Origin of the sequence: Butyrivibrio sp. X503 (assembly GCF_003625475.1) — a bacterium.
GTDB lineage: Bacteria > Bacillota > Clostridia > Lachnospirales > Lachnospiraceae > Butyrivibrio.
This window is the reverse complement of the sequence record NZ_RAIQ01000005.1, coordinates 220673-243087: the sequence shown is the minus strand read 5'-3', so window position 1 is coordinate 243087 and position 22415 is coordinate 220673. Positions and strand designations below refer to the sequence as shown.

Here is a 22415-nt window from a genome sequence, read left to right as displayed (position 1 = left end):
ATATAGCTACCTCGTTTCCGTTTACTCACCCATCTCCAGCAGCAATACATTGTCTATATCAAGCGCCGCGTACAGATATGACCAGGCAACTCCGGATATTCCTTCAAACATGCCGATACTTTCAATATCACTCACTTTAGCGACTCTGTATCCGCTATAAAGTGAATTCATATACATGTCGGACATCCACTTCTTGAGATAGTCCATCCATTTTTCATCATGCGTATACTCATATAGCATTTTCAGAGTAGTTACTATTCCTCCGGTTCCTTGACAGAGCGCATCGGATCCGAGCGATTCATTAAGTAGCGTTTCAAATCGTTTGATCAGAGTGTTTAACTGCCTCTTATTAACAACGCGACTATCGATACGATTCATTGCAATTCTTGCCTGGATCATACCGGGATAACCTTCGTTCCATTTAAAAGCATTCTCGGGACTAACTTCCTGATTAAACTCATGATCCAGAAGCTTTTTTACTTCCTTTGGATCGTACTTTCCGCCGGATACCAGGCCATACATCATTCCGCTTATACCATGCGCAATTCCTGCTTTTGAGTTTCCGCTCACATATTCCTTATTAACCTCATCTGTAAGCAGATTTATATATTTATCAAGTGTGTCTTCTGTCAGTTTGAGACCGGGAAAATAGCTCCTGATCAAATTTAATATCCTGACTATTCCCGAAATACCTCTTACATAATCGTGATGCTCATACTCTTCCAGCTCTTCTTTGGTTAATTTATTAAAGATCTTGACCACTTTTTTCAGAAACTCTCTATCTCTGACCCGCCTTAAATATTTCTTTTCCAAAAGCATCGGATAGATCAATGAAAGCCTCCCGGAAAACGCACTTGAAATATCCGAATTACCGGCTATTTTTATTGCCGATCCCATTACCATATGGTAAAAATCAATATACTTCTTATCTTTTGTTGCTCGATACAATTCCAGGAACAATACTGCAATTCCGCCAAATCCTCCATATAGATTTACGTTACACGGATGCAATTCCCAATGATCGTTATCATTTCTGTCAAGAGATGCAAACGAGCATTCATTATTTTTTACATAAGCTTTATTTATAAGCTCATCAGCAAGTCTTTTGGCTTGAGCGAGATAATCGATTTTCTTTGCTTCCTGTATGATCCCCGTCCGTCCGATTTCTCTGTTGAGATACGGATCGACAATTCCAAGAGAAAGCATCATGATTGTCTTCTGAAGTCTTATCTCCTTGTCGCTAAGATGCATGAGTTTTCTACGCGCAAGCTCATAACCTGATTTATCCAAAAAATGAAAATATATTTTTCCATGACTGTCTATGACATCTTTTGAATCTGTTTTTGCAAAAAAGATCGGTATATCATTAAACAGCAAGTCATTCACTTCACTTTTTATGATCCTCTTATCTACGTACGGATATGCCCAGATATTCATCATGAGTCTTTCCCTATACTTCATATCCTCGTTATAGTTGGGATGATCTGCATAGCGGATCATTGATGCATATCTTTCCGTTGATTTAAAAAGTGCTCTTACTTTTTTACCTTTAAACGCCTCAAGTTCTTTAAGCGCAGCGTTCTTATTTTCAAGAATAAACTGCATAAACTGATCAAATGCTTCAATGATCACAAGACTATACTTTGAAACATCAACGTCTTTCTCCTCATCATACTGTGGAATATTATCTCCTCCGGTAAAATATCCCTTTACGTTTTCATAATGAAAATTTGAGGTGTCCATATTTTTCGGTGCAAGGATCTTATTCGAAGCTTCTCCGCCTTTTCCGTTGAGAGCACTCATATTGACATCCTTATCCGTACCAACGTGTACCTGTCTCGGAAGCAGCATTGAAGCAGCCACCGACTCAACTTCCAATCTCTTGGTCATATCAAAAGTTGCCGAATCTTCCATCACTTTTGTGGGAACCTGGAAAAGAGTCTCCATATCAATGATGACCGGATATTCTCCGTTCGCTATTAAGTTTTCAAGGTGAAGATCATTTATATTAAACAGATAGCAGAGAGCCACCAGATATCCGTATCTGGTATAGAATCTTTCAACTTCCTCCTCTGATCTGCAGTATTTCTTTTCTATAAATTCGTTATACGCATACGTTTCCTTATAGATTCCCTTAGGGATCTTAACTTCAAGCATTCCGGATGCCTTGGTATACCAATCCACAAACGATTCAAACGCCTGATTTATCCTAAGATCCTTGGGTTTATATACAAGCTTCTTATCATCAAACTTAAGTATGGAAACGGAGTTCCCCTGCGCATGGGAATCCCCTGTAGATAACTTAATATCCGTTAATGTAAGCTTCTTACTACCAATGAATTTCTCAACTTCCTTATGATCTTTATCAAGGTGTTCAAGAATATTCGTGTAGTTTTTTATCATAAAAAGAGTTCTTACGGTAGCAACCCTTGCTGCTACCGGATAACTCTCATAAAACGAGATAAAATCTTCTTTCTTTCCGAAAGAATTCTTCAAAAACTCCGTGAACTGCTTCTTTTCATTTCTTGCTCTGAACTTATGATGTTCCTTATATATTGCAAGTCTTAAAGCTGTTAGCTTTCCAAACACCATAAACATCTCTGTCACATGGCTCTGAATAAACGCTTGTATCGTTTTTTCACTCACCTTTACATGCTTAAGGTTTTTAACAGCCTCATTTAATTTCTTTCTCAGATAAAGAGTAAACGGAATACCCGTAAGTCCGATTCCTGCTGCCGTATCAATCATTTCATCTTTAAAGCCGTCCATGATCTCAGTGAACGTGTCGAACCACTCATCGCCTTCCTGCTTCTTGATATCGACTTCAGGTTGAAGTGCATAAGCGAATTCTTCTTCTGTCATATTGTTCTCTTTGAGCATTTCATTGAACGGTTTGTCTTTTAACAATGTCCTTACATCACGCCACTCTTTTAAATAGCTGTAATCGACATCATTATGTCCGTTATAGCTACGGCGCTTTTCTTCAATTGTTCTTGCTCTTCCGATCATTTCATTCATAATTATCTAACCAACCCTTCCTCAATCAGTTATTGATAATAGTTTCCTGCATTTATTTTTAAAGGCGATCAACACTTGCATCACCTGATGTACATATGTTATCAATCTGCAGCTGCCAATAACCCGTATCGGAGTTAACGAAAACAAAAAAGGAACCAACTGCATTTTTTTGCAGTTGGTTCCCTGACGGTATGTCGGTCACTTATTATGGTCTTATTTTCTTATAGAATAACAAAAAGCAGGATACCGATGCCTGCCATTTTTTGGTGCCATCGGTATCCCGCCTTCCTCGGTCCATAACAGTTCAATCACATACCAAATGGTGGCATAATAATAGACATACTGCCAGGACATACACAGCTCAAAGAAGTCATCAAAGCTGAAATAATTATAATGATCATTTTATCTCACCCTCCTTTTTTTGTTAATCGGTTCCTGCATTACTTTTTACAACCATATAATACCAAAAACTGTTCGCAATATCGTTTGCGAGAACGAATTGCGTCGTATTTGGAATTAACTGTATTATTAAACCGTCAACATCAAAGTAGCTATAGCTGTAAACATTTTATTCTCACAAGAAATCTTTAGATTTCCGGCGTACTTTTGCGTGACCCTCTCAATATTCGAAAGTCCAAATCCATGTGCTTCTTTATTATTCTTTGTAGTCTCTATCCTGTTTCCTCTAATAACCACATCATTTATACAGGAATTCTTTACTGACAAAATCCATATGTTTTTCTTTAATATAGACTGTATTTCTATCTTTTTTTCTCCCTTTGCTCTCACCGCTGCTTCAATAGCATTATCCAGAAGATTGGAGATAAGTATCACAAGATTTACATCTTCTACTTTATTTACCGGGATGCATCCTTCCATAGTCATAGTTATGCCCTTCTTCGTAGCAAGTTTTCCTTTATACTCAAGCAGTGCATCTGCGATAAAGTTTCCGGTATCATATTCTTTTTCTTTTGTTATTTCCATCGTCTCCTGCATTTTACTGATGTATTCAGACGCTTGATCATATTTTCTCTCAGCTATAAGAGAATGAAGTGCCAACAATAAATTTTTCGTATCATGCCTAAATCTTCTAAGTTCCGTATTTTTTTCATGCATCTCAATGTACGACGCTGCTATCTGTTTCATTGGTCCCTTCAGATTACCGATCATAGCATTCATAGATGTATTCTGATTTCGAACCGTATTTATATGTGGTATCAATATCATCATTAGTACAATTGACGCAACACTAAATACTTTAAGTATCAGTTCAGTATTTTCTTTATGAACTAATACCACCTCTATATAAGTACACGAAAATGTTAATAGGAATACTATAATATACTCTTTGATAGTCAACTTAGTAAACCAGGCTTTAAAATAGCTATAATGCTTTTTATATATTAAAACATTAAATAAAATAAGCGTTGTCAGCCCCACAACAATCCGTGAGACATTTCCGCCGGAACCATCATATAATCCAACAATCGAATCATTGATAAATAAACTGAGATTAATAGAAATAACATCAAAAAGATTTTCATAAAATGGGATTATTATTAATAACTCTAGATTAAACCCATATTTTGCCATAAAAAACGGAATAAGCCTTCCCAGCGTCAATATATACACTGTAAACCTTATCGCCATATCGTTTTGATCCCAAGACAAAATGATATTCGCAGGAGCGGAAATCAGTGAAATGATCAGATAAAGCATTATCCATATCCAATTACTGTTCCTCCACTTTGTTTTTTGAAACTCAAAGAATTTGTCAAGTATAATCCAAAAGACAATAAAATTAATCAATGCGCTAAACGCATTTATCCCCAGCATCAGTCCTAAACCATCCATTTATCTTATACCCCCTCATTTACAAGATATTCAGAATAAATAGTATTAAACTCTTTGTATTTGAGTCTGCTTATAAGAACTTTATCCCCCGTACTCATAGTGACTTCGTCATGATTATACGAATCCACTTGCGCCAGATTAATTAAAAATGATTTGTAAACTCTGTAGAATTTTTGGGATGAAAGACGCTCCTCAATAGCACCGAGTGTCTCATGACACTCCATGTTTTCACGTCCGTCGCAGAAATGTAAGATACAGTTTTTGCCCATACCTTCAACATAAGAAATTATGCTTTCTTTGAAAAAATGATTTTCACCGTCAAGCCTGATCTTCAGAACAGTGTCTTTTTCCATGGCTTGCAAGAAAGCATCCAGAACATCATAGAACTTATCATCATCAATCGGTTTCGTAAGAAACCGAAATGTCCCGACCTCAAAAGTATCAAATACAATTGAAGGATAACTTGTCACAAATACGATAGTGGAATTTTTATCTTGCTCACGAATTTTCCTTGCTATTGCAAGGCCGTTTTCTCCTTTATTTTCGAACTCATAATCCATAAAGATCAGATCATAATTTTCACCGGATTCGAGTAGCTTATCGCCTGAGTCATACTCACTAATTGAATAATCAAAATCTTTTTTGACTGAATAATTCAGAATTCGCTTTTTGACCTCTCCACGCATAAACTCTGAATCATCGCATACTGCAATTTTAACCATTTACTCTCTCCTCATAGTTTATGAATATTAAGTTGTATAGAAAAAAGCAAGGTGCCTTCCCCAAGCTACCTTGCTTATATTATGCCAAAAATCACACAAAATTTCAAATGTTATGCAACGCATGTTTTATATTAGTGTTAAAATCTCAGTTTCCCCATTTATGATTGGCTTATTTTTACCGCATTATCCAATATTTCCAAGCCTTCCTCAGAAGGACTTCCGACCGTGAATGTTGCTATGTATCCATCCTTTAACAGTGCAATTGCTTTAACATGATAATCTCCGGATGGATTATTTCCTTTTAACACAAGAGCATAATGCTCTTCTCCGAGGAAATTCGTAGTCTCGACTTCAGCATCAATATCACTGTAACCGATACCTTCAAATTCATTGATCGTCATTTGCTTGCTTCCCTCAACTACAGCCCTTTCATTAAATACCGCTGTAGTCATCTTGCCGGCTGATGATAAAGATACATTAAAAGTTGTGCCGTCATCTTTTGCCGCGTAAGCCACTATTGAACTTCGGCTGATCTCCATAGCCTCTTTAACCGTCTCGTTACTTGCATATGCGCTGGCTACATCATTTATTTCCGCAAGCTCATCATTATCAAAGAAACGCATATCGTCAGGAATACTGATCTTTACATTAAAAAAGGCGTTTTCGTATGTATTTTCCTTGATCACACCGGGTGTGAAATCCTTATCTGATTCAGTTTCTACACTCAAGTTTTCAGTGGCGGAATCTCCCGTATTACTCCCTTGAGCTGCATATTCTATTGGAGATTTATCACCGCAACCAACAGTTACAAGTGTAATTGCAACAGTGAAGATTGCTACTAAATTTTTTATCCTCATATCTGTCTCCTCTCCCATTTATCAAGTGCTCAAATCAAGCTTATACAAAATATGCCTGTTCTAAACATAAAAGGAACGAAAGACATCATTTGAGGAATGAACGACATTGTTATTACAGTTCGCTCTTCATTTCACAACCGTAAACTTTATTTTTTTAGCATTTGAATATTTCTGCTCCCACTCAGCATACGCTTCTTCCGGGTCGGCGTCGATACTCCATATCGGATCATTTGGATCGCTTACAAATCCAAGGCAGTAAGGTTCTCCATCCTCATGATAGTACTTACTGAGACTTGCCATATGAACCAGAAACATTTCTCCAGTGGTGCTATCGTCATAAACGCTATATGAAACTATTTCATCCGGCGCACAACTGAACAACATTCCGTCTCCTATCGCCAACGGGCATTCTTTTCCCCCATAGAAATACTTGTCCCCAATGCTACTTACATCATTTCCATCCTTGGCAAATATGGTGTAATACAATTCCAGAGGATTCCTATCCTCATTATCATCCGCGCAAACGTTAACAGTCACCATAAGAAGCTCTCCATCATACCCATTCAGCCTAATATACGCATAGCTCTGCCCCTTGGTAAGATATGAGATTACCTCATCATAACTTTCAAATATCTCTTTTTGCGCAGCCTTCTCAACAAAATGCTCTGCGTCCTCCACAGAAACCGCATATTTAGACGTAGCCTTAGCACCCCCACACGCTGTCAGCAAAAGAGCCGAAATACATGCGCAGATAAAAAATCTTTTTCTCATTTAATTTTCCTTTCCTTGTTATAAGCAAAAAATGCATGGAAGCCGAAACCTCCATGCACTTCATTATACCATGTAAAATCCGACCACTATTAAGCTGATTCCTTAAGATCTTTTGTATCTTGTGAATCCTCTATTCTCCTTAAGATGTTCGCAAGGATCGCTCCGGAAATATTGTGCCATACCGAGAAGATAGCACCGGGAACCGTTGCCATTGCAAAATCAGCGAATGCTGTCTTTGCAAGCGAAGTTGCAAGGCCGGAATTCTGCATACCGATCTCAACTGAAAGAGCTTTCTTCTTAGAAACAGGAAGCTTAAGAAGAATTCCGAGAAGATATCCGAGAAGATATCCGAGAAGATATCCAAGCATATTGTGAAGAATAACAACCACAAATACGATTGCGCCTGTCTCAAGGATATTTGCAGAATTGCTTGATACAACTGCTGCAACGATAAGTGTGATCGCAACAACCGAAACAACCGGCAAGATCTCACTAACCTTTTCGGTTACTTTTCCAAAGAACTTGTTAATGATAAGTCCAAGCGCGATCGGCACAATAACTACTTTTATGATAGTCATAAACATACTCTTTACATCAACGTCTACCGATGTTTTAAGAAGCAGATATGTAATAGCCGGTGTGAGGAACGGAGCAAGAAGTGTGTTTATACTTGTCATTCCTACAGAAAGAGCAACGTCGCCCTTACTAAGATATGTGATAACGTTACTTGCTGTTCCGCCGGGGCAGGTTCCTACAAGGATAACACCCGCAAGAAGTCCAACCTCAAGACCGAAGATCTTACCAAGCGCAAACGCCAAAAGAGGCATTATCGTGAACTGCGCAACAGCACCTATCAGGATCTCTTTAGGTCTTTACTTAACACGATAAAATTCAATATTTTTAGCCTTTTTATTAAGAGCCTTTATTTCATTGACTTTGCTATTGTTTTTGTAGAATTCAACCTTTTTGCCGGGATCGTTTGTTTCATTTGTATATCCCCAGTCATAACCGTCATAATAATCCTTGTGCACGATTTCCTTACCATCAGCGGATACAAGATATGATTCATATGACATTTTACCGTTTGCAAACAATATACCGTTATCAGTCCTTTTAATTAAAAGTCCGCCCATTGCATTTAAGCATCCGATACATCTTACTTTTCCATCCACCTCTGTATAGATTCTTGCATCCTCAGCGTACTGCTTGCCATCATAATCATATGACGCTTCCGCTACAAGGAAAACATCTCCCTTGTAACCCTTTAAGTATGTGTGTGCAACCCATGTACCACTCTTAAGTGATTTTTCAAATTCAGGAATTGTATTATATTGGGTAACCTCTTTATATCTTCCGGAATCTGATGCGCTTGAAGGCATACTATCCTGATTCTCGCTCATCACATACGCTGTTGTCTCAACATTGGCAATTCCTAAAGACTGTGCCCCTACAAGACCTGTAACTCCAAATACTCCAACGGTCAAAAGACCTGTCGCAAGCTGTAATACTCTTTTTTTCATGTTCGATACTCCTTTTTCTTTTAATAAGCGTTTGCAAAAATAATGCATGGAGCAAGCCGTCAGCGGTACTCCATGCATTGCCTCAAGGTGAACATTTAACCCTGTTCCGGGGAATTACTCTGTTTTACTTTGTGCCTTTTGTAAATTTTATTTCCTTTTCATTATCAAGGAATTGTCTTTGCATATCTTCAAATTCCCTAGCACTTGTATCACGATAAACCTTGGGAGAAGTGTTGTTTTCTCTGAAATATGCTGTTTTAGTCTTCTCACCTTCGCCACGTTCGATATAGTCCTTATGCTCAAGTGATCTTCCGTCTGTTGATAAGAAATAAGTTTCATATGTTCGACCTAAACTAGCGTATATGACGCCGTTTCTGCTTATCATGAAATCATGTGCGGTAAGCGTTCCGGCATAATACACTTTATTTTCTCCACTCTTTTGTGTGTAGAATTTCACCGGTCTCGTTCCACCACCATTTATAGCATCTATCACCGCGATGACCGAAGCATTAGCGCCCTGAACATTAAGATAAGCAAATCCCTGTTTCTTTGTAAGGGATTGCTCTAGTTCTTTAAGTGTTTTGAACTTTGTAATGGTACCTGTTTCGCCGCTACCTGACAACGCAGACTCGTTCTCCTCCATGGGAACTTCAACTTCCTCGACTGCATCTTCATCAGCAGGAACGTCTGCTGCAGGAGCTTCTAAGTCGGGCTCAGCAACCTCTGTAGCGGGAGCCTCTGTCTCCACACCTGTTGTCTCGGGAGCCTCTGTGTCTGTTGTCTGTGCGCTACCACAACCTGTCATTGCAACCATTCCCGCAAAGATAAGTCCTGTAGCAAGCTGTACACCTCTCTTTTTCATGTTAAATTTCTCCTTTCCTTTATAAGACCTTTTATATAAAAAACATAGAGCATGCACACACATACTCCATGCATTTTATTAAATATATCACCTAATTGTTGCTCTATTGGTTTTATATTCGTCATAAAAGTACCAGGAAGTCAAAAGTCTCTTTATGCGTAACATAATAACATATCTTCACATGTTCGTCCAGTAAAAAGGGCGGAAACTCTATGATTAAATCGAGTTTCCGCCTTCAAACAGGCTTTTTAAATGTTAACCATTGCTTTATTATTGTTATTTCACTTTAAATATAATAGGCTCCACATTTCTAAACAAAGTTTTTGCAAGATTATCATAATCCTTTAGCGTACCCGCAAAAGTAACTTTGGGGCTGTTTAAATCAACCGCTCTGGTATATCCTGTGTAAATCTGACTTTTTCCATCCCCGGAATTTTCAAAACAAACACTATCCTTAGCTTCGAGCTTCTTTCCGTCAGCTGATATCATAAATGATTCAAAAGAGTGCGTAGTACAAGCCACTATTACTCCGTTGTCAGATATACTGATCAACCTAGAAGTTGCTCCGGTATATATTTCTCCAACGTATACGACCGGTCCTCCGTCCTTTTGAACATAAACCTTAGCTTTTATGGCAGCTCCCTCCCCATCTGTAGTATGATCTGCCACAAGCAAAGCTTCTCCTTGCAAGCCCTTGAGATAAACATACTTATATCCCTGTCCGCTTTTTATGGGAATATCGCCAAGATCCGCTGCATCTTTCACGATAGTTCCTGCATTACTCAAATTCAATGCTTCCGCAGCATTTTCCTTCATGGCATATTCAACCGTCTCAACAGTTGCAATACCGCTTACCGCCTGTACTCCTGTAAAACCTGTTACCGCAAATACTCCGGCTGCAAATACAGCCGCAGCCAACTTCATACCTTTTATATTCATATCTTTTTCCTCTTTCCTTTTTTTATTATTTTACTGTGAATTTTACATAGCCTTCCTCATGAGGAGCCTTTTTGCAATATTCCTGGAATTCTGCCAAAGTAAAGTCTCTCTCAACCGTTTTGTCTTTGTTTGTAGCTCTGGTATATCCCCAAGCTGTTTCCATAGTATTCTTGTCCACCTGGATGAAATCCTTATGCAATAACTCTGTTCCGTCCGCTGAAAGGAAATATGTCTCATAATTATTTCCGGGTAAAACATAGATAACTCCGTTTTTGTCCATATTGAAATAGTTCTTGGATACACCGGTCTTAAGTGATCCCGCGCACACGATCTTACCGTTGGCGCTCTTTGTGTATATTGTTACATAACCGGCTACTGTCTTTCCGTCACGATAAACAATTCCGCTGCGATCCGCAAATGCATCATCAGAAGGTGCTACCGCAAGAGCTTTTTCAGGATATCCGGCAATCTTTACATACGCATATCCCCAGCCTTTGTCCAAAGATTTCACTATCTCATCAAGACTCTTATATTTTGTAACAGTTCCAACCTCACCTGCATTTCCGCTCTCTGAAAGTCCTGAGCTCTTGTTCACCCCCATAGCGTACTTAACAGCCGTAACGTTCTGTGCGCCTACGACTACCTGTGCCCCTACAAGTCCTGTCACTGCGAGCATTCCTGCCGCAAAAAGACCTGCAACTGCCTGTGTACCTCTTCTTTTCATGTTTCTTTCTCCTTTCCGTTTTATAACCGTCATAAAAAAGAAAGGAAGCCTAAACCAAAGTCTCTTTCCCGAAGAAAGTATAACATCATAACATTCAATCTGTCCACACAAAAAGAGCGGAAACTCCGCATGGTTGCTGAGTTTCCGCCGCTTGGCAATTACTATATTTTGTTAGCAAAACCTATCTTTTCAGATTATTTTACCATAGTAAAATTGACCTTTTTTGCTTTTTTATTATACGTGCTAAAGTGATCGCCGTAATCTTTTCTTGAAAGCTCTTTTCCGTTACCGGCCACAACATATGTGTATACGTTACTATGATAGCATGCATAAAGCTCTCCATCATAAATTGCCAATGGAGCTGATGTCCCGTATGCACGAGCCTCGCCAAGCTTTTTAATCTTGCCGTCCACCTTGCCGTAAACAGTTACACTTTCTGCGCAGATTCCGAAATCGGGATCGTCATACACGTCATTCGATACAGCAAGAAGCTTGCCATTAGAACCTTTAAGCTCAATAAGCGCATATCCCTGGCCCTTCTTAAGAGATTTGATCACCTCATTGTAGTCACTCTTAGTAGCCTTCTTATCTTTGCTTGCCTGATTCTCCTTCATTGAATACTCTACTGTCTCCACTGAAGCAACACTTCCTGTTGCCGCTACACCCGTGAAGCCTGTTGCAACGATCATCCCTGCTGCAAGCACTCCTGTAAATAACTGTACTACCTGTTTTTTCATGATTAGTACTCCTTTCCTTTTTATAACCGTCATAAAAGAAAGGAAGTCAATAACCCAAAGTCTTCGGAGACAAGTATAACATTTACTCATTAGGCCTGTCCACAAATGAAAAGGCGGAAACTCTGCGCCACTACAGAGTTTCCGCCTATGCCTCAAATCACATATTTATATTATTAGCCGCGTGCTACGGGAGGATGAAGGTCCCAATCCGGGAAACAGTTTGCGAATCCTTCAAGATTCTGCGAGAGCACTACCTTTTCCATCTTGGCTATATCGGACTCATTCTGGCCGAACATAGCTTCAAGATCGTCAAAATTCATATCGTCATTAGTCATGTTATCTGCCATTTATTCTTACTCCTTTACGCAATGATTTCTCTTGTGGGCTTTTGCTCGAATTCACCGACTGCTATCTTCGCCTTTGCCCAATCATCCACAGTACCTGCGATTGAAGACTTTCCGCTTGCTATGAGCCTGTCGTAATTGTCGTTGATAGCTGCAATGTTTTTATTCATCTGATTCTTTTCAAGAAGCATCTTTATCGCGCAGAAGCCTGCTCCGCCGAATGCAATAATTCCAAGAGGAAGGATCTTGAACAGCAAAATGATCGCAAGAACGCCAAGGCCGATCGCTGCTCCCATGAAAAGCTTGGGCTTAACCGACTCGGCTGCCGCAACGTCTTTCTGTCTGAGAGTATTTGCATACTGCTCGTAATCAGCCATAAGCGCAGGAGCGTTGGAGCCGTCGCTTGATTTGCCGTTCCATCCGTTTATGTTCAAAGTGATCTCTGTAGGGAACTCCGCTTTCTTTTCATCAATATAAGTATTGAAGCCTTTCTTGATATAGCTGCTCAGGAACGAAACCGCCGTCTTTCTCTGTGAAGGACTTGCATCGTCCTGACTAACGATCGTGCTCGCCATTCTCTCAACAAGATTAAGCCTCTGCTCGTGTCTTAGCATTTCCTCGGCTCTCATGTACTCTCTTGCCTTCTCAGCGTCGCCGTTGAACTCTTTTATCTTCTGAAGGAATCTCTCCTCGTTACGAAGCGGCTCTTCCTTGCCGTCGTATCTGCTGATAAGAGAAATGAGATTCTTATCGATTCTCTTTTTAAGCGAATCCTGGTCAACGTATGCCGAAACGATCTCGTTGAAGTTATCCGATATTGTATCGACGGATGAGATCCTGCCGATATACTCGTTGATCTGCGGGAACTCAACAACGTTTGACGCAAGAGAAGGATACTTCTCACTTACATCAAGCTTGAATCTCTCGCAATATGTCTTCCACAGCTCTTCCTGGCTGCTCTCAAAAGCGCTGCTGTTACCCTTGATCTCGTTCATCCACTTAGTGATATAGTCATCACACATGTGTCTGTCGTCGGGACCGAAAATGCCGTTAACATACGCATCGATGTATGCAAAGCTTCCCTCTGAAAAGTCTGCGGCATCCTGCTTGGCAAAATAGATCGAAAGCCACTCGTAACAAGTCTGAACTCTGTTATTTCTGCGGCAGATAAGCGCCATTGTGATAGCCGTCTTCTCTTCATCTCTCGCACATGCTTCTTTGATCGCACGCTCCGCAAGATCTCTGTCATTGGATATCCATGCGGAAACAGCAACAAGACAAGGCGCAAGCCAGTACTCGGGAGTTGAAAGCATGATCTCTTCCGAAACTCTTGAGATAGTTGTCTTTTTTACAAGCGCAAGGTCACTTGCCTGAAGCACGCCGAGCATTGTCTCTCTTACTGTCTTGTAATTACCGAAGTTCTGCTCAAGCTCCTGTCTTACTCTTACAAGCTCGGTAGCAGCCTGCTGAAGTGCCGCCGAGCGTTTTTGCTCGTTAAACATGATCTGGAAATCTTCAGCCAGCTTAGCAAGATCTGACTTAATGGTTCCCAGCGAATCATTCATTGAATTAATGGATTGGTTGACACCTTCAACCATGTTCCCCATCTGAACGGTAAGAGACTCAACACTTGAGATTCTCTTTTTAAGCCCGTTTATTTCTGCCTGTGAAATTAATCCGTCAGCCATTAAACTACAATACCTCCTAATTCTTTTCTTTTATAATTGTTCCAGAAACTGCTTCTGTTTCTGGGAATATGCACCTATAAATTTCTGCTTGAACTCGTTTTCTTTCATCGATTCGATTATCTTCCCAACCGCCAGAACATAGTTATCATAAAAATACTGTGCCTTCGCCTTTAGGAAAAAACTGTTGTTGGCAACGGGAGAATCCGGATTTTCTCCGATCGATTTGATAAGCGCAAAACACGTCTTCGGAATCCCGCAGTGCTGCGCAAGCTCCCCATACATCTCGGAAAGCTCTTTATCAAGATAATCCGCCGATGCTCTTTTTGAAATAAAATAAGGACATATCTTATCAATAAAATCCGTCAGATCGTTTCTGTCCTCTGCCGCCTGCATGTTAAGCGTAATGAGCTCAATGATATCTTTTTCATAATCCATAAGACGATACGCCGACGCCCAGATAAGCTCACGCAGTTCTTTTACCTCATCATATTCAAGAGGAACCGATTTTATCTGTTTAAAGAAATCGTGCATGGCTCCGGCTTTACCCGAAACGAACTCGTCGACATACGAAAGAATATACAGTGAAGGCGCGTTATCCATGGAAATGTCAAGAACCTCCATCGCATAGTGCCTCGACTCATCATATTTTCCGTCAGTAAAAAAACTTATCGCATTCTGTTTGCCAAAAACGACCTTGCCGTTGGCATTTAAAGTTGCCCTCGAATAATACTCTTCTTTCCCACACTGGTTGCATTTAAGTATTCGCCTCTTGGCGTCAAATACCACATTCGTACTGCCACATCCGTGGCACTGCATTCCTACTCCATCCATACGACTACCTACCTGACAGTGGATATCTTGGCGTTGCGCATGCCAAAGATCTGCTCCGCATTGTCGATCTTAGAAAGGATCTGCTCCTTGGATATTCCCTCGTCAAGTCCTCTTCCTATATTTCTGAGACTCTCAATAAGCTCTTCTTCAAGATCAGCCGTAAATCCCTGGGAAATATTTGTGCTGTAATCAACTTTCTCTTTAAATGAATAGAGTTTTTTCCTGACCTCTTCATCCTTAGCCTGACTTAAAAGTCTTGCCAAAAGAGATGCGATCTCAGCCATGTTCGCTGTCTTTGCAGCTGTAAGATCGAGCTGGCCCGCAACCCTGTCCGCGTATCTTGCGGAAAAAGAAACAGCGAGCACGTAGAGCAGCAAAAGAATAACGTTTACGATAATAAGAACATTCTTATAAGCCACAAAAGGCTGAACCATAAATATGATGTTGAACAAAAGACCTATCAGCAAATATGCAAAAGAATAAACCGCCGGAAGCGAATTAACTTCATACGTAGCTGTGCTTCCCGATTTCAAAAGAGCATTCGCAATGCTGACAACGATCAAAATAAGCAGTCCAAAACCAAATGCGAGCCAATAATATAAACTGAATACTTTGTAATCCGCGCAGACAAGTCCGCATATTATCCATGCCAGCGCAATAAGGATACAAGTAAAAAGAACCGAACCAATTTTTTTCATCTATTCCGTCTCCTTTAAAGTTTCTCTCCGCATTCAAGGCAGAATTTAGCTCCGTCCACAACCTCTTTTCCGCAGTTGGGGCAGACAGTGACAAGCTTCTTGCCGCAGTAAGGACAGAACTTAGCATCGGGCAAAAGCTCTTTTCCGCACTCAGGACAAGTCTTTCCCATAGAAAGCTTCTCTCCGCAGTTAAGACAGAACTTGGCGTCCTTGGGATTGCTCTTTCCGCAAGAAGGACAAATTGCGCCTTCGTCGGCAGAAGGGCTCTGAGTATTTGCCACACCGAGATTTGCACCGAGAGTATTCTGAGCAAGCGCGCTTACATTGCTTCCGATCGCGCCGCCTACTCCAAGGCCCATTCCCATGCCCATGCCGGCGCCCATAAAGCCGCCCGCGGTTCCTTCATTGGAAGCTGCGTCGTGCATAACACCGTAGGACTGTTCCTGCTGATATGTGTAGCCTTCTCTTTCACGCATTCTCGCTCTCGCAGCAGATTCGATATCCATCTTCATGGCATTACCCTCTGCTTCGATCTGAGACTGTTTGCGCTTGATCTTCATATCATTAATTGCATTGAGATCTTCATCCGGAGCATTGATACTGTGGAAAGAAAAATTGTCGAGCGTAAGACCGAATTCCGTGAAATGGTCCTTAAGCTGCTCGCAAATAAGATTGGAAAACTCCGAAAGCTTGGTGCTTATCTTGAGAATTCCAACTCTGTTGTCAATCATAGTCTTGGCCAAAAGATCCGGCACATACTCCAAGATCTTGGCTCTCATAAACGAAACAAGTTCATCTCTTGTAAAATCTGCTCTTGTTCCCACAACCTTCTGCAAGAACTTCCTTGCGTCGATTACCGCTTTGTCGGTATCGACCTGCTCAATGTGAGCGCCGAACAGACCGAACGCTCTTACATGAATATTAACCTCTTCCTCAGGATCCATCAGGACTACAGGTGCCTGAGTTCCCCATGTGAGTTCATTCATATATGTTGTGTTAACAAAATAAACCGTACTGTGGAAAGCAGACTCTCCACCCGTCAGTGAGTTCGCAACATTTCTAAACGGAGCAAATCTGCTGTTGCCCGTCTCCAATTTAATCTTACAGGGTCCGACAAAAACCGATACCTGCGCCTGTCCTTCGCCGTTTGCGGAAAGAGAATCACCCGCAGTCATATTGTTCGTGAAGATAGCCATCTGAGATGTTCCCACTATCAAATATGAACCGTTCGGAAAGTCCTCATACTGAAATTTGTGAACGATAACCGAAGCCGCCGAATCGGATTCGGGCTCCCACTTGATCACGTCCGCAGAAAAAGCTCCGGTTACGCCTTTATGCTGTTTTTCCTTGGGGTTTTCACTTTGAAATAAAGCCATAAAAACCAATCCTCCCATACAAATACTTTAAAGCATCGAATGCTTGCTTTTGAATCATATGTTAATTATTATACAAGCTTTGCGTGATGATTTCTATCGCTTTTTATTACTTTTTACAAATTTTTGTAAAAAAATCGCAATAAAATATTGACCGACCACCTCGACGCGATTATTGTATTTATAATAGTTATTTTTATTAGGATAAAAAGACATCAGAGTTTAGAAATAATAAGGAGAAGAGTTATGTATAATCTGCTTGAAATACAAGGATTATCGAAGAGATATGGCAATGTCCAGGCTCTTTCAAACATCAATCTGTCCATCGGCTCGGGACATATAACGGGACTCCTCGGACCAAACGGAAGCGGAAAGACAACGCTCATAAAGATCATCTGCGGACTTCTGAAGCCGACTACCGGCACGGTGCTTATAGACGGCAATCCCGTAAGCCCTGCGAGCAAGGCCGTTGTGTCCTATCTTCCGGATACGACTTACCTCGATAACAGCATGACTGTTGAAGCCGCCATCTCGATGTTTATGGATTTTTATAAAGACTTCGATGCAAACAGAGCTTACGCGATGCTTTCGAATCTTAACATCAATCCCAAGCTCAAGATGAAGACTCTTTCGAAGGGTACCAAGGAGAAAGTTCAGCTCATCCTCGTAATGAGCCGCAGAGCCAAACTCTACGTACTTGACGAGCCCATCGCAGGTGTTGATCCCGCCGCAAGAGATTACATTTTGCATACTATAATCAACAACTATGATCCTTCCGCAACCATCCTCATCTCTACGCACCTCATAACCGACGTAGAGCAGGTGCTGGATGAAGCCATCTTTTTACAATACGGCAACATCAGACTATATCAGCCCGTTGAAGCATTAAGAATGCAAAGCGGCAAATCGGTTGATGAATTATTCAGGGAGGTGTACAGATGCTAGGAACACTTATCAAACACGAATTTAAGAATACATGGATGATAATGACACTTATATGTTCAGTTACCATCGCCATCGGTCTTGTAGGCGGACTGTTTTTAAGATATCTGGTAGCTTCGGAATCATTGGACGCCGATATAGGCGAGTTCCTTCTGGCTTTCGGAATACTGGGATTAGTCATGGTGCTCTCGGCTTTAAACATGGCTACGGTAATTTATCTCGTGGTGCATTACTACAAGAGTCTTTACACCTCACAGGGATACCTTTCATTCACACTTCCCGCAAGCATCACTGAGGTTGTTTCTTCAAGAATGATAGTAGGATGCGCATGGTCGGCACTCGTTTCTTTATCAATGGGGCTGTGCATCTTCGCACTTGTCGCCATTCCGGGCGGCCTTCCCTACGTAAAAGAATTCGCAGATGAGCTCATGTCCGTTTCGGAAGATTATAATATCGCATCACTTGCGATTCAATGCGGATTAACCTGGATACTCAGAAGCTTCGCCTCACTTATGACCTTCTTTTTCTGCATAAGTATCGGCCAGCTCTGGAGCAAGCACAAGATCCTCGGCGCGGTACTTTGCTACTTCGCCACAAGCTTTGTCTTGATGATCGTATCCTTTAGCATAAATTACGGCAACCTGTTTTTCTCACCGGAGTCACTTGCCGGATACGACGGTTTTAGCTACTTAACGGATATGCTTGGCAAAACCCTGATCTACTCATTATCGCTGATCGCCATCTTCTACGGAGGATCAATATTTACATCAAATAAGCAGCTCAATCTTGATTGAGGAGATAATAAAGAAAACCGGATCGTATGATCCGGTTTTGATGTTGTATTATTCTTTTGATATTGTTGTGCCCATTTCGCTGAATATTTGGTTGATTCTCATGAAGCCTGCGAAGCCTTTGGGGTCTTTGGAAAGAGTATCCAGGCAGGTCTCGAATTCTTTACTGCCGGTATCTGCTTTAGGGATATGCAGTATATATACTTCACCGTTATGGATGAATTTGCAGTTCTTTGCTACATTTGGCTTTTCATATAATGCGCGCATGAGTGCAGGAGAGAAGCAAATGTTTTTTCCAAAATCAAGGATGATGGAATCCGCATTGGGATTTTTTCTAAGGGCTGCATTTACCATATCTGTGATGATCGTTGCGGTCATCGCGCCGGTTTGAGGCGCTGTTACATTGTTCGGAGCGCCGGAATTGCTATTGTGATCTGAGCTTACGTGGGTTTGTGATTCGGGTTTGGTTATCTGCTCCGGAATGGTAGTGCTACCCGGTGAAGCGGTATTTGTGGGAGTGCGTGGAGGAGTGGTGGGTGTACCTGTGCCTTCTCCGCTACCTGTGCCTTCTCCGCTACCTGTGCCTTCTCCGCTACCTGTGCCTTCTCCGCTACCTGTGCCTTCTTCGGTACCTGTGCCTGTTGAGGGAGGAGTAATTGTACCTTCTGTAGTAGATATCGGTGCGACTATATTGTTTTCTATATCATCGGCTGTTGTACCGACCGGGTATATATTTATTTTTCCTGAAGTATATAATCCTGATGTATCGGGCTCTACAGGGGTTCCCGGAATTGGAGTTTCTCCAGAATTTATATAGCGCAAATCAGTTGAGCCGTTTCCTATTGCGGCACCTGCACCATAGATAATAGTAGTAGTATTTGGTTCACCACCTTCTCCTATACTTAAAATAGCAGTATCATTTTTTTCGCTTCCTCCAGCGGCTGAAACGGTAGCAGAACCGCTAATAATTATTTCACTTGCAGTTCCTTCGTAACCACCACCGATACCTGCTCCGGTTAATCCACCTATAGCAGTAATATCGCCACCGGTTATTATTATATGATTGGAATCACCAGATTCGCCACCGCCGATACCTGCGGCGTTTATTCCACCGGTTGCAGTGATTTCACCACCTGTAATTTTAATATTCTCAGCATCGGCGAAAAAGCCACCACCGATACCTGCGGCGTCTCTTCCACCATTGGCAGAAATATCGCCACCGATTATAGTAATGTTATTTGCGCCACCGTATTGTCCACCACCAATACCTGCTGCCGAGTATCCACCGTTGGCAGTAATATCGCCACCGGTTATAGTAATGTTATCTGTACTACCTTGACTTCCGCCACCGATACCTGCGCCACAGGCTCCACCGTTGGCAGTTAATTTATCCTCGGTAGTAATTTCTTCATTCTGTATTGTGAGGTTTCCATCGTTTCCTTTTTCTATTCCTGCGTGATAAGCGCCTGATTGAACTGTATTGGTTCCGTTTATTTCAATCACAACATCACCATTACCTGAGGTGGAGATTGCTGCTCCGCCACTCGATCCGGTATCTATATTCACGTTTTCAATCGTGACCTTTGCGGCATTTTCGCCTTCGCCGTGGGATTCGATGCTTATAGTATTTGAAGTACCGCCGGCGTCACTGCATGTTATGACGGTTTCTGTAGTTTCGTTATGTGTATTTGTGTCTTGGGTTACGGTTCTTTCTCCGTTTTCATCAGAATTAACATTGACCGATCCGTTTACAAGATCGTAGTTTTCCGCGTAGGCAACAATAGGCGCAGCTATCAGACCTGAGGCTATTGACATGCTTATTGAAGCGGCAGTGATGGCTATCATACATTTTTTCGGTGCACATGAAAATCTTTTCCTCATAAATCTGATCCTCCGGGCGCCTAATGGCGAAACATATAACATAAGTCTCTCTATTATATAAGTGTCATCTTTTTCCAAAATTCCTAAGTGAAAATTATAAAAAATGGTACAATAGACAGAACAAAGAGTTCATTGTGAAAGGATTGAGGATATATGAGATTTTTAGGGAATGTGATATGGATAATATGCGGCGGACTTTTGAGCGCGATCGGCTGGTGGCTGGCAGGCGTTTTGTGGTGCATCACGGTTGTGGGAATTCCTGTCGGGCTTCAGTGTTTTAAGCTGTCGTCGATTTCGCTGAATCCGTTCGGAAAAGAAATTGTGGATGAAGGCGGCGCGGTGTCGTGTTTTTTGAATGTAATATGGTTCTTTGTTTCGGGACTTGAGCTGGCGCTGGGGAACCTTATGATCGGGATTATTTTGTGCATTACGATCGTGGGAATTCCGTTCGGAAAGCAGTTCTTTAAGATCGCGAGACTTGCGTTGTTTCCGTTTGGAGCAAGAGTTGTGAAGATGAGATGATTGATGCTAAAAAGGCCTCCGGTATCGGAGGCTTTTTTGTTGCTCTACATAAAATCTTAAGAAATTTCGACGGTATTTCTTAAGATTTACCTGTTATCATAGATAAAGTCGACGGTCTTTCAACGGCCATTCTCATGTCGACATATGGCGGATTCGCCATAATCTTATATTTTCGGAGGTGCTGTATGAACAGCCAAAACAATCTTTCTAAATTATTTCCAATGATCAAGACAAGGGAACAGGTTCTGGAAGAGATTCATTCAAAAGATAATCTTCGTGGAAAATTTGAAACCTGGACTGAAGATCAAAAAGAGAACTTTCTATCAATATGCACCGGTGCCAAAGGCGTAAAGATGCTCTATGACTGCTATTTCAAAGAGATACTCAACCCGGAGTACACACCTGAGCGCTTGTCAGCTTTATTAAGCATCATTATCGGCAAAAAAGTCACTGTAAAATACCAACTACCAAATGACAACACGCGTATCGGAGATGAACTGTCTCTCGTCATAACAGACATTGTAGTCGAACTTGAAGACGGAACTCTTGCCAACATTGAAGTCCAAAAACTCGGTTATGCTTTTACAGGAGAAAGAGCTTCCTGCTATTCAGCAGACTTACTACTGCGTCAGTACAAAAGAGTACGAGATTCGCTTAAAAACAATTTTTCATACAAAAACATAGCACCGGTCTATACTATTGTTTTCCTTGAAAGCAGTCCAAGATCATTTAAGGAGTACAAGGATATCTTCATCCATAAATTCTCAGCGGTATCTAACAGTGGTCTTGAACTAAACATGCTTCAGAACTATGTATTCATCCCTGTTGATATTTTCCTTGAAAAACTCCATAATAGTGGTATACAAAGCGAATTAGATGCATGGCTTACATTTATTGGATGCGATGAACCTGAGTTTATTATCAAACTGATCGAGCAGTATCCTCTATTTAAACCAATGTATCAAGATTTACATAACATGTGTCTGAACACAGAAAGGATGATGGATATGTTCTCTGAAGAGCTTAAGATACTTGATCGTAACACAGTTAAATATATGATTGATGAGCTTCAGGAAGAACTTGATGATACCAAGACACAGCTTACTGATGCGAAGACACAACTTACCGCTGCACAAAAGCAGCTCTCTGATGCAAGCTCTCAGCTTTCAGACAAGGATGCCACCATCGCCGAACTAAGCACAGAAAAGACGGCATTCATGCAACTCATAAACCAGCTCGATGATCCAAATGTAGATAAAGAAGCCATCCTTTCAAAGCTTCGTGAATTAAAAAGGAAAATAGCTGAGCTCGAAAATGCTCAAAAAGGCTAATACAACAAAA

General features: G+C 41.1%; 21 protein-coding genes. 4 read left to right on the top strand and 17 right to left on the bottom strand.

The window, feature by feature from the left end:
• Positions 1-21 precede the first annotated feature (21 nt).
• The 16 genes from lanM to D6853_RS11260 form a co-directional block, all read right to left on the bottom strand.
• Positions 22-3018: a type 2 lanthipeptide synthetase LanM gene (gene lanM / locus D6853_RS11330; protein WP_120658111.1), complete on the bottom strand. Its 2997-nt coding sequence runs from the start codon at positions 3016-3018 to the stop codon at positions 22-24.
• A gap of 528 nt (positions 3019-3546) precedes the next feature.
• Positions 3547-4872, bottom strand: coding sequence for a sensor histidine kinase (locus D6853_RS11325; protein ID WP_120658110.1), 1326 nt, complete (start codon positions 4870-4872; stop codon positions 3547-3549).
• A 5-nt stretch (positions 4873-4877) separates the two neighbouring features.
• A complete protein-coding gene (locus D6853_RS11320) occupies positions 4878-5594 on the bottom strand; it encodes a LytR/AlgR family response regulator transcription factor (RefSeq protein ID WP_120658109.1) in 717 nt (238 codons plus the stop codon).
• Positions 5595-5752: 158 nt separating this feature from the next.
• A complete protein-coding gene (locus D6853_RS11315; RefSeq protein WP_120658108.1) occupies positions 5753-6451 on the bottom strand; it encodes a hypothetical protein in 699 nt (232 codons plus the stop codon).
• A 126-nt stretch (positions 6452-6577) separates the two neighbouring features.
• The gene (locus D6853_RS11310) at positions 6578-7222 is read right to left on the bottom strand and encodes a hypothetical protein (protein ID WP_120658107.1); all 645 of its coding nucleotides are present in this window, start codon (positions 7220-7222) and stop codon (positions 6578-6580) included.
• An 89-nt stretch (positions 7223-7311) separates the two neighbouring features.
• Entirely contained in the window at positions 7312-8082 is a 771-nt protein-coding gene (locus tag D6853_RS11305) for a bile acid:sodium symporter family protein (RefSeq protein WP_305781700.1), read from the bottom strand.
• A gap of 12 nt (positions 8083-8094) precedes the next feature.
• On the bottom strand, positions 8095-8742 hold the full coding sequence (locus D6853_RS11300; protein WP_120658106.1) for a hypothetical protein: 648 nt from the start codon (positions 8740-8742) through the stop codon (positions 8095-8097).
• Positions 8743-8866: 124 nt separating this feature from the next.
• Complete coding sequence (locus D6853_RS11295; RefSeq protein WP_120658105.1) at positions 8867-9604, bottom strand: hypothetical protein; 738 nt, start codon at positions 9602-9604, stop codon at positions 8867-8869.
• 276 nt (positions 9605-9880) lie between these two features.
• Positions 9881-10543, bottom strand: a complete 663-nt coding sequence (locus D6853_RS11290) for a hypothetical protein (protein WP_120658104.1) — start codon at positions 10541-10543, stop codon at positions 9881-9883.
• Between the two features lie 25 nt (positions 10544-10568).
• Complete coding sequence (locus tag D6853_RS11285) at positions 10569-11267, bottom strand: hypothetical protein (RefSeq protein WP_120658103.1); 699 nt, start codon at positions 11265-11267, stop codon at positions 10569-10571.
• Positions 11268-11461: 194 nt separating this feature from the next.
• Positions 11462-12004: a hypothetical protein gene (locus D6853_RS11280; protein ID WP_120658102.1), complete on the bottom strand. Its 543-nt coding sequence runs from the start codon at positions 12002-12004 to the stop codon at positions 11462-11464.
• A 173-nt stretch (positions 12005-12177) separates the two neighbouring features.
• The gene (locus D6853_RS15335) at positions 12178-12351 is read right to left on the bottom strand and encodes a hypothetical protein (protein WP_158588741.1); all 174 of its coding nucleotides are present in this window, start codon (positions 12349-12351) and stop codon (positions 12178-12180) included.
• Between the two features lie 14 nt (positions 12352-12365).
• Positions 12366-14036, bottom strand: a complete 1671-nt coding sequence (locus tag D6853_RS11275; protein ID WP_120658101.1) for a hypothetical protein — start codon at positions 14034-14036, stop codon at positions 12366-12368.
• A gap of 30 nt (positions 14037-14066) precedes the next feature.
• Positions 14067-14867: a hypothetical protein gene (locus tag D6853_RS11270; protein WP_120658100.1), complete on the bottom strand. Its 801-nt coding sequence runs from the start codon at positions 14865-14867 to the stop codon at positions 14067-14069.
• Between the two features lie 8 nt (positions 14868-14875).
• A complete protein-coding gene (locus tag D6853_RS11265; protein WP_120658099.1) occupies positions 14876-15565 on the bottom strand; it encodes a hypothetical protein in 690 nt (229 codons plus the stop codon).
• A 14-nt stretch (positions 15566-15579) separates the two neighbouring features.
• On the bottom strand, positions 15580-16941 hold the full coding sequence (locus D6853_RS11260; protein ID WP_158588740.1) for an SPFH domain-containing protein: 1362 nt from the start codon (positions 16939-16941) through the stop codon (positions 15580-15582).
• Between the two features lie 243 nt (positions 16942-17184).
• On the opposite strand from D6853_RS11260, the gene D6853_RS11255 reads away from it, so the two are divergent.
• Positions 17185-17883, top strand: a complete 699-nt coding sequence (locus tag D6853_RS11255) for an ABC transporter ATP-binding protein (RefSeq protein ID WP_120658097.1) — start codon at positions 17185-17187, stop codon at positions 17881-17883.
• Positions 17877-18674 (top strand): hypothetical protein, encoded by a 798-nt coding sequence (locus D6853_RS11250; protein WP_120658096.1) that lies wholly within the window; start codon positions 17877-17879, stop codon positions 18672-18674. Before D6853_RS11255 ends, D6853_RS11250 begins: the two co-directional genes overlap by 7 nt.
• 48 nt (positions 18675-18722) lie before the next feature.
• On the opposite strand, the gene D6853_RS15330 is transcribed toward D6853_RS11250, so the two are convergent.
• A complete protein-coding gene (locus D6853_RS15330) occupies positions 18723-20552 on the bottom strand; it encodes a hypothetical protein (protein WP_158588739.1) in 1830 nt (609 codons plus the stop codon).
• A 153-nt stretch (positions 20553-20705) separates the two neighbouring features.
• On the opposite strand from D6853_RS15330, the gene D6853_RS11235 reads away from it, so the two are divergent.
• Both D6853_RS11235 and D6853_RS11230 read left to right on the top strand, forming a co-directional pair.
• Positions 20706-21074, top strand: coding sequence for a YccF domain-containing protein (locus D6853_RS11235; protein WP_120658094.1), 369 nt, complete (start codon positions 20706-20708; stop codon positions 21072-21074).
• 185 nt (positions 21075-21259) lie between these two features.
• On the top strand, positions 21260-22405 hold the full coding sequence (locus D6853_RS11230; RefSeq protein ID WP_120658093.1) for a PD-(D/E)XK nuclease family transposase: 1146 nt from the start codon (positions 21260-21262) through the stop codon (positions 22403-22405).
• Positions 22406-22415: the final 10 nt, after the last annotated feature.

What these genes read in the sequence shown, in the direction of transcription:
- lanM (WP_120658111.1), bottom strand. Translation starts at nt 3,018, where the DNA reads ATGAATGAAATGATCGGAAGAGCAAGAACAATTGAAGAAAAGCGCCGT.
- D6853_RS11265 (WP_120658099.1), bottom strand. Translation starts at nt 15,565, where the DNA reads ATGAAAAAAATTGGTTCGGTTCTTTTTACTTGTATCCTTATTGCGCTG.
- D6853_RS11320 (WP_120658109.1), bottom strand. Translation starts at nt 5,594, where the DNA reads ATGGTTAAAATTGCAGTATGCGATGATTCAGAGTTTATGCGTGGAGAG.
- D6853_RS11310 (WP_120658107.1), bottom strand. Translation starts at nt 7,222, where the DNA reads ATGAGAAAAAGATTTTTTATCTGCGCATGTATTTCGGCTCTTTTGCTG.
- D6853_RS11315 (WP_120658108.1), bottom strand. Translation starts at nt 6,451, where the DNA reads ATGAGGATAAAAAATTTAGTAGCAATCTTCACTGTTGCAATTACACTT.
- D6853_RS11275 (WP_120658101.1), bottom strand. Translation starts at nt 14,036, where the DNA reads ATGGCTGACGGATTAATTTCACAGGCAGAAATAAACGGGCTTAAAAAG.
- D6853_RS15330 (WP_158588739.1), bottom strand. Translation starts at nt 20,552, where the DNA reads ATGAGGAAAAGATTTTCATGTGCACCGAAAAAATGTATGATAGCCATC.
- D6853_RS11250 (WP_120658096.1), top strand. Translation starts at nt 17,877, where the DNA reads ATGCTAGGAACACTTATCAAACACGAATTTAAGAATACATGGATGATA.
- D6853_RS11270 (WP_120658100.1), bottom strand. Translation starts at nt 14,867, where the DNA reads ATGGATGGAGTAGGAATGCAGTGCCACGGATGTGGCAGTACGAATGTG.
- D6853_RS11295 (WP_120658105.1), bottom strand. Translation starts at nt 9,604, where the DNA reads ATGAAAAAGAGAGGTGTACAGCTTGCTACAGGACTTATCTTTGCGGGA.
- D6853_RS11255 (WP_120658097.1), top strand. Translation starts at nt 17,185, where the DNA reads ATGTATAATCTGCTTGAAATACAAGGATTATCGAAGAGATATGGCAAT.
- D6853_RS11260 (WP_158588740.1), bottom strand. Translation starts at nt 16,941, where the DNA reads ATGGCTTTATTTCAAAGTGAAAACCCCAAGGAAAAACAGCATAAAGGC.
- D6853_RS15335 (WP_158588741.1), bottom strand. Translation starts at nt 12,351, where the DNA reads ATGGCAGATAACATGACTAATGACGATATGAATTTTGACGATCTTGAA.
- D6853_RS11300 (WP_120658106.1), bottom strand. Translation starts at nt 8,742, where the DNA reads ATGAAAAAAAGAGTATTACAGCTTGCGACAGGTCTTTTGACCGTTGGA.
- D6853_RS11290 (WP_120658104.1), bottom strand. Translation starts at nt 10,543, where the DNA reads ATGAATATAAAAGGTATGAAGTTGGCTGCGGCTGTATTTGCAGCCGGA.
- D6853_RS11325 (WP_120658110.1), bottom strand. Translation starts at nt 4,872, where the DNA reads ATGGATGGTTTAGGACTGATGCTGGGGATAAATGCGTTTAGCGCATTG.
- D6853_RS11280 (WP_120658102.1), bottom strand. Translation starts at nt 12,004, where the DNA reads ATGAAAAAACAGGTAGTACAGTTATTTACAGGAGTGCTTGCAGCAGGG.
- D6853_RS11230 (WP_120658093.1), top strand. Translation starts at nt 21,260, where the DNA reads ATGAACAGCCAAAACAATCTTTCTAAATTATTTCCAATGATCAAGACA.
- D6853_RS11235 (WP_120658094.1), top strand. Translation starts at nt 20,706, where the DNA reads ATGAGATTTTTAGGGAATGTGATATGGATAATATGCGGCGGACTTTTG.
- D6853_RS11285 (WP_120658103.1), bottom strand. Translation starts at nt 11,267, where the DNA reads ATGAAAAGAAGAGGTACACAGGCAGTTGCAGGTCTTTTTGCGGCAGGA.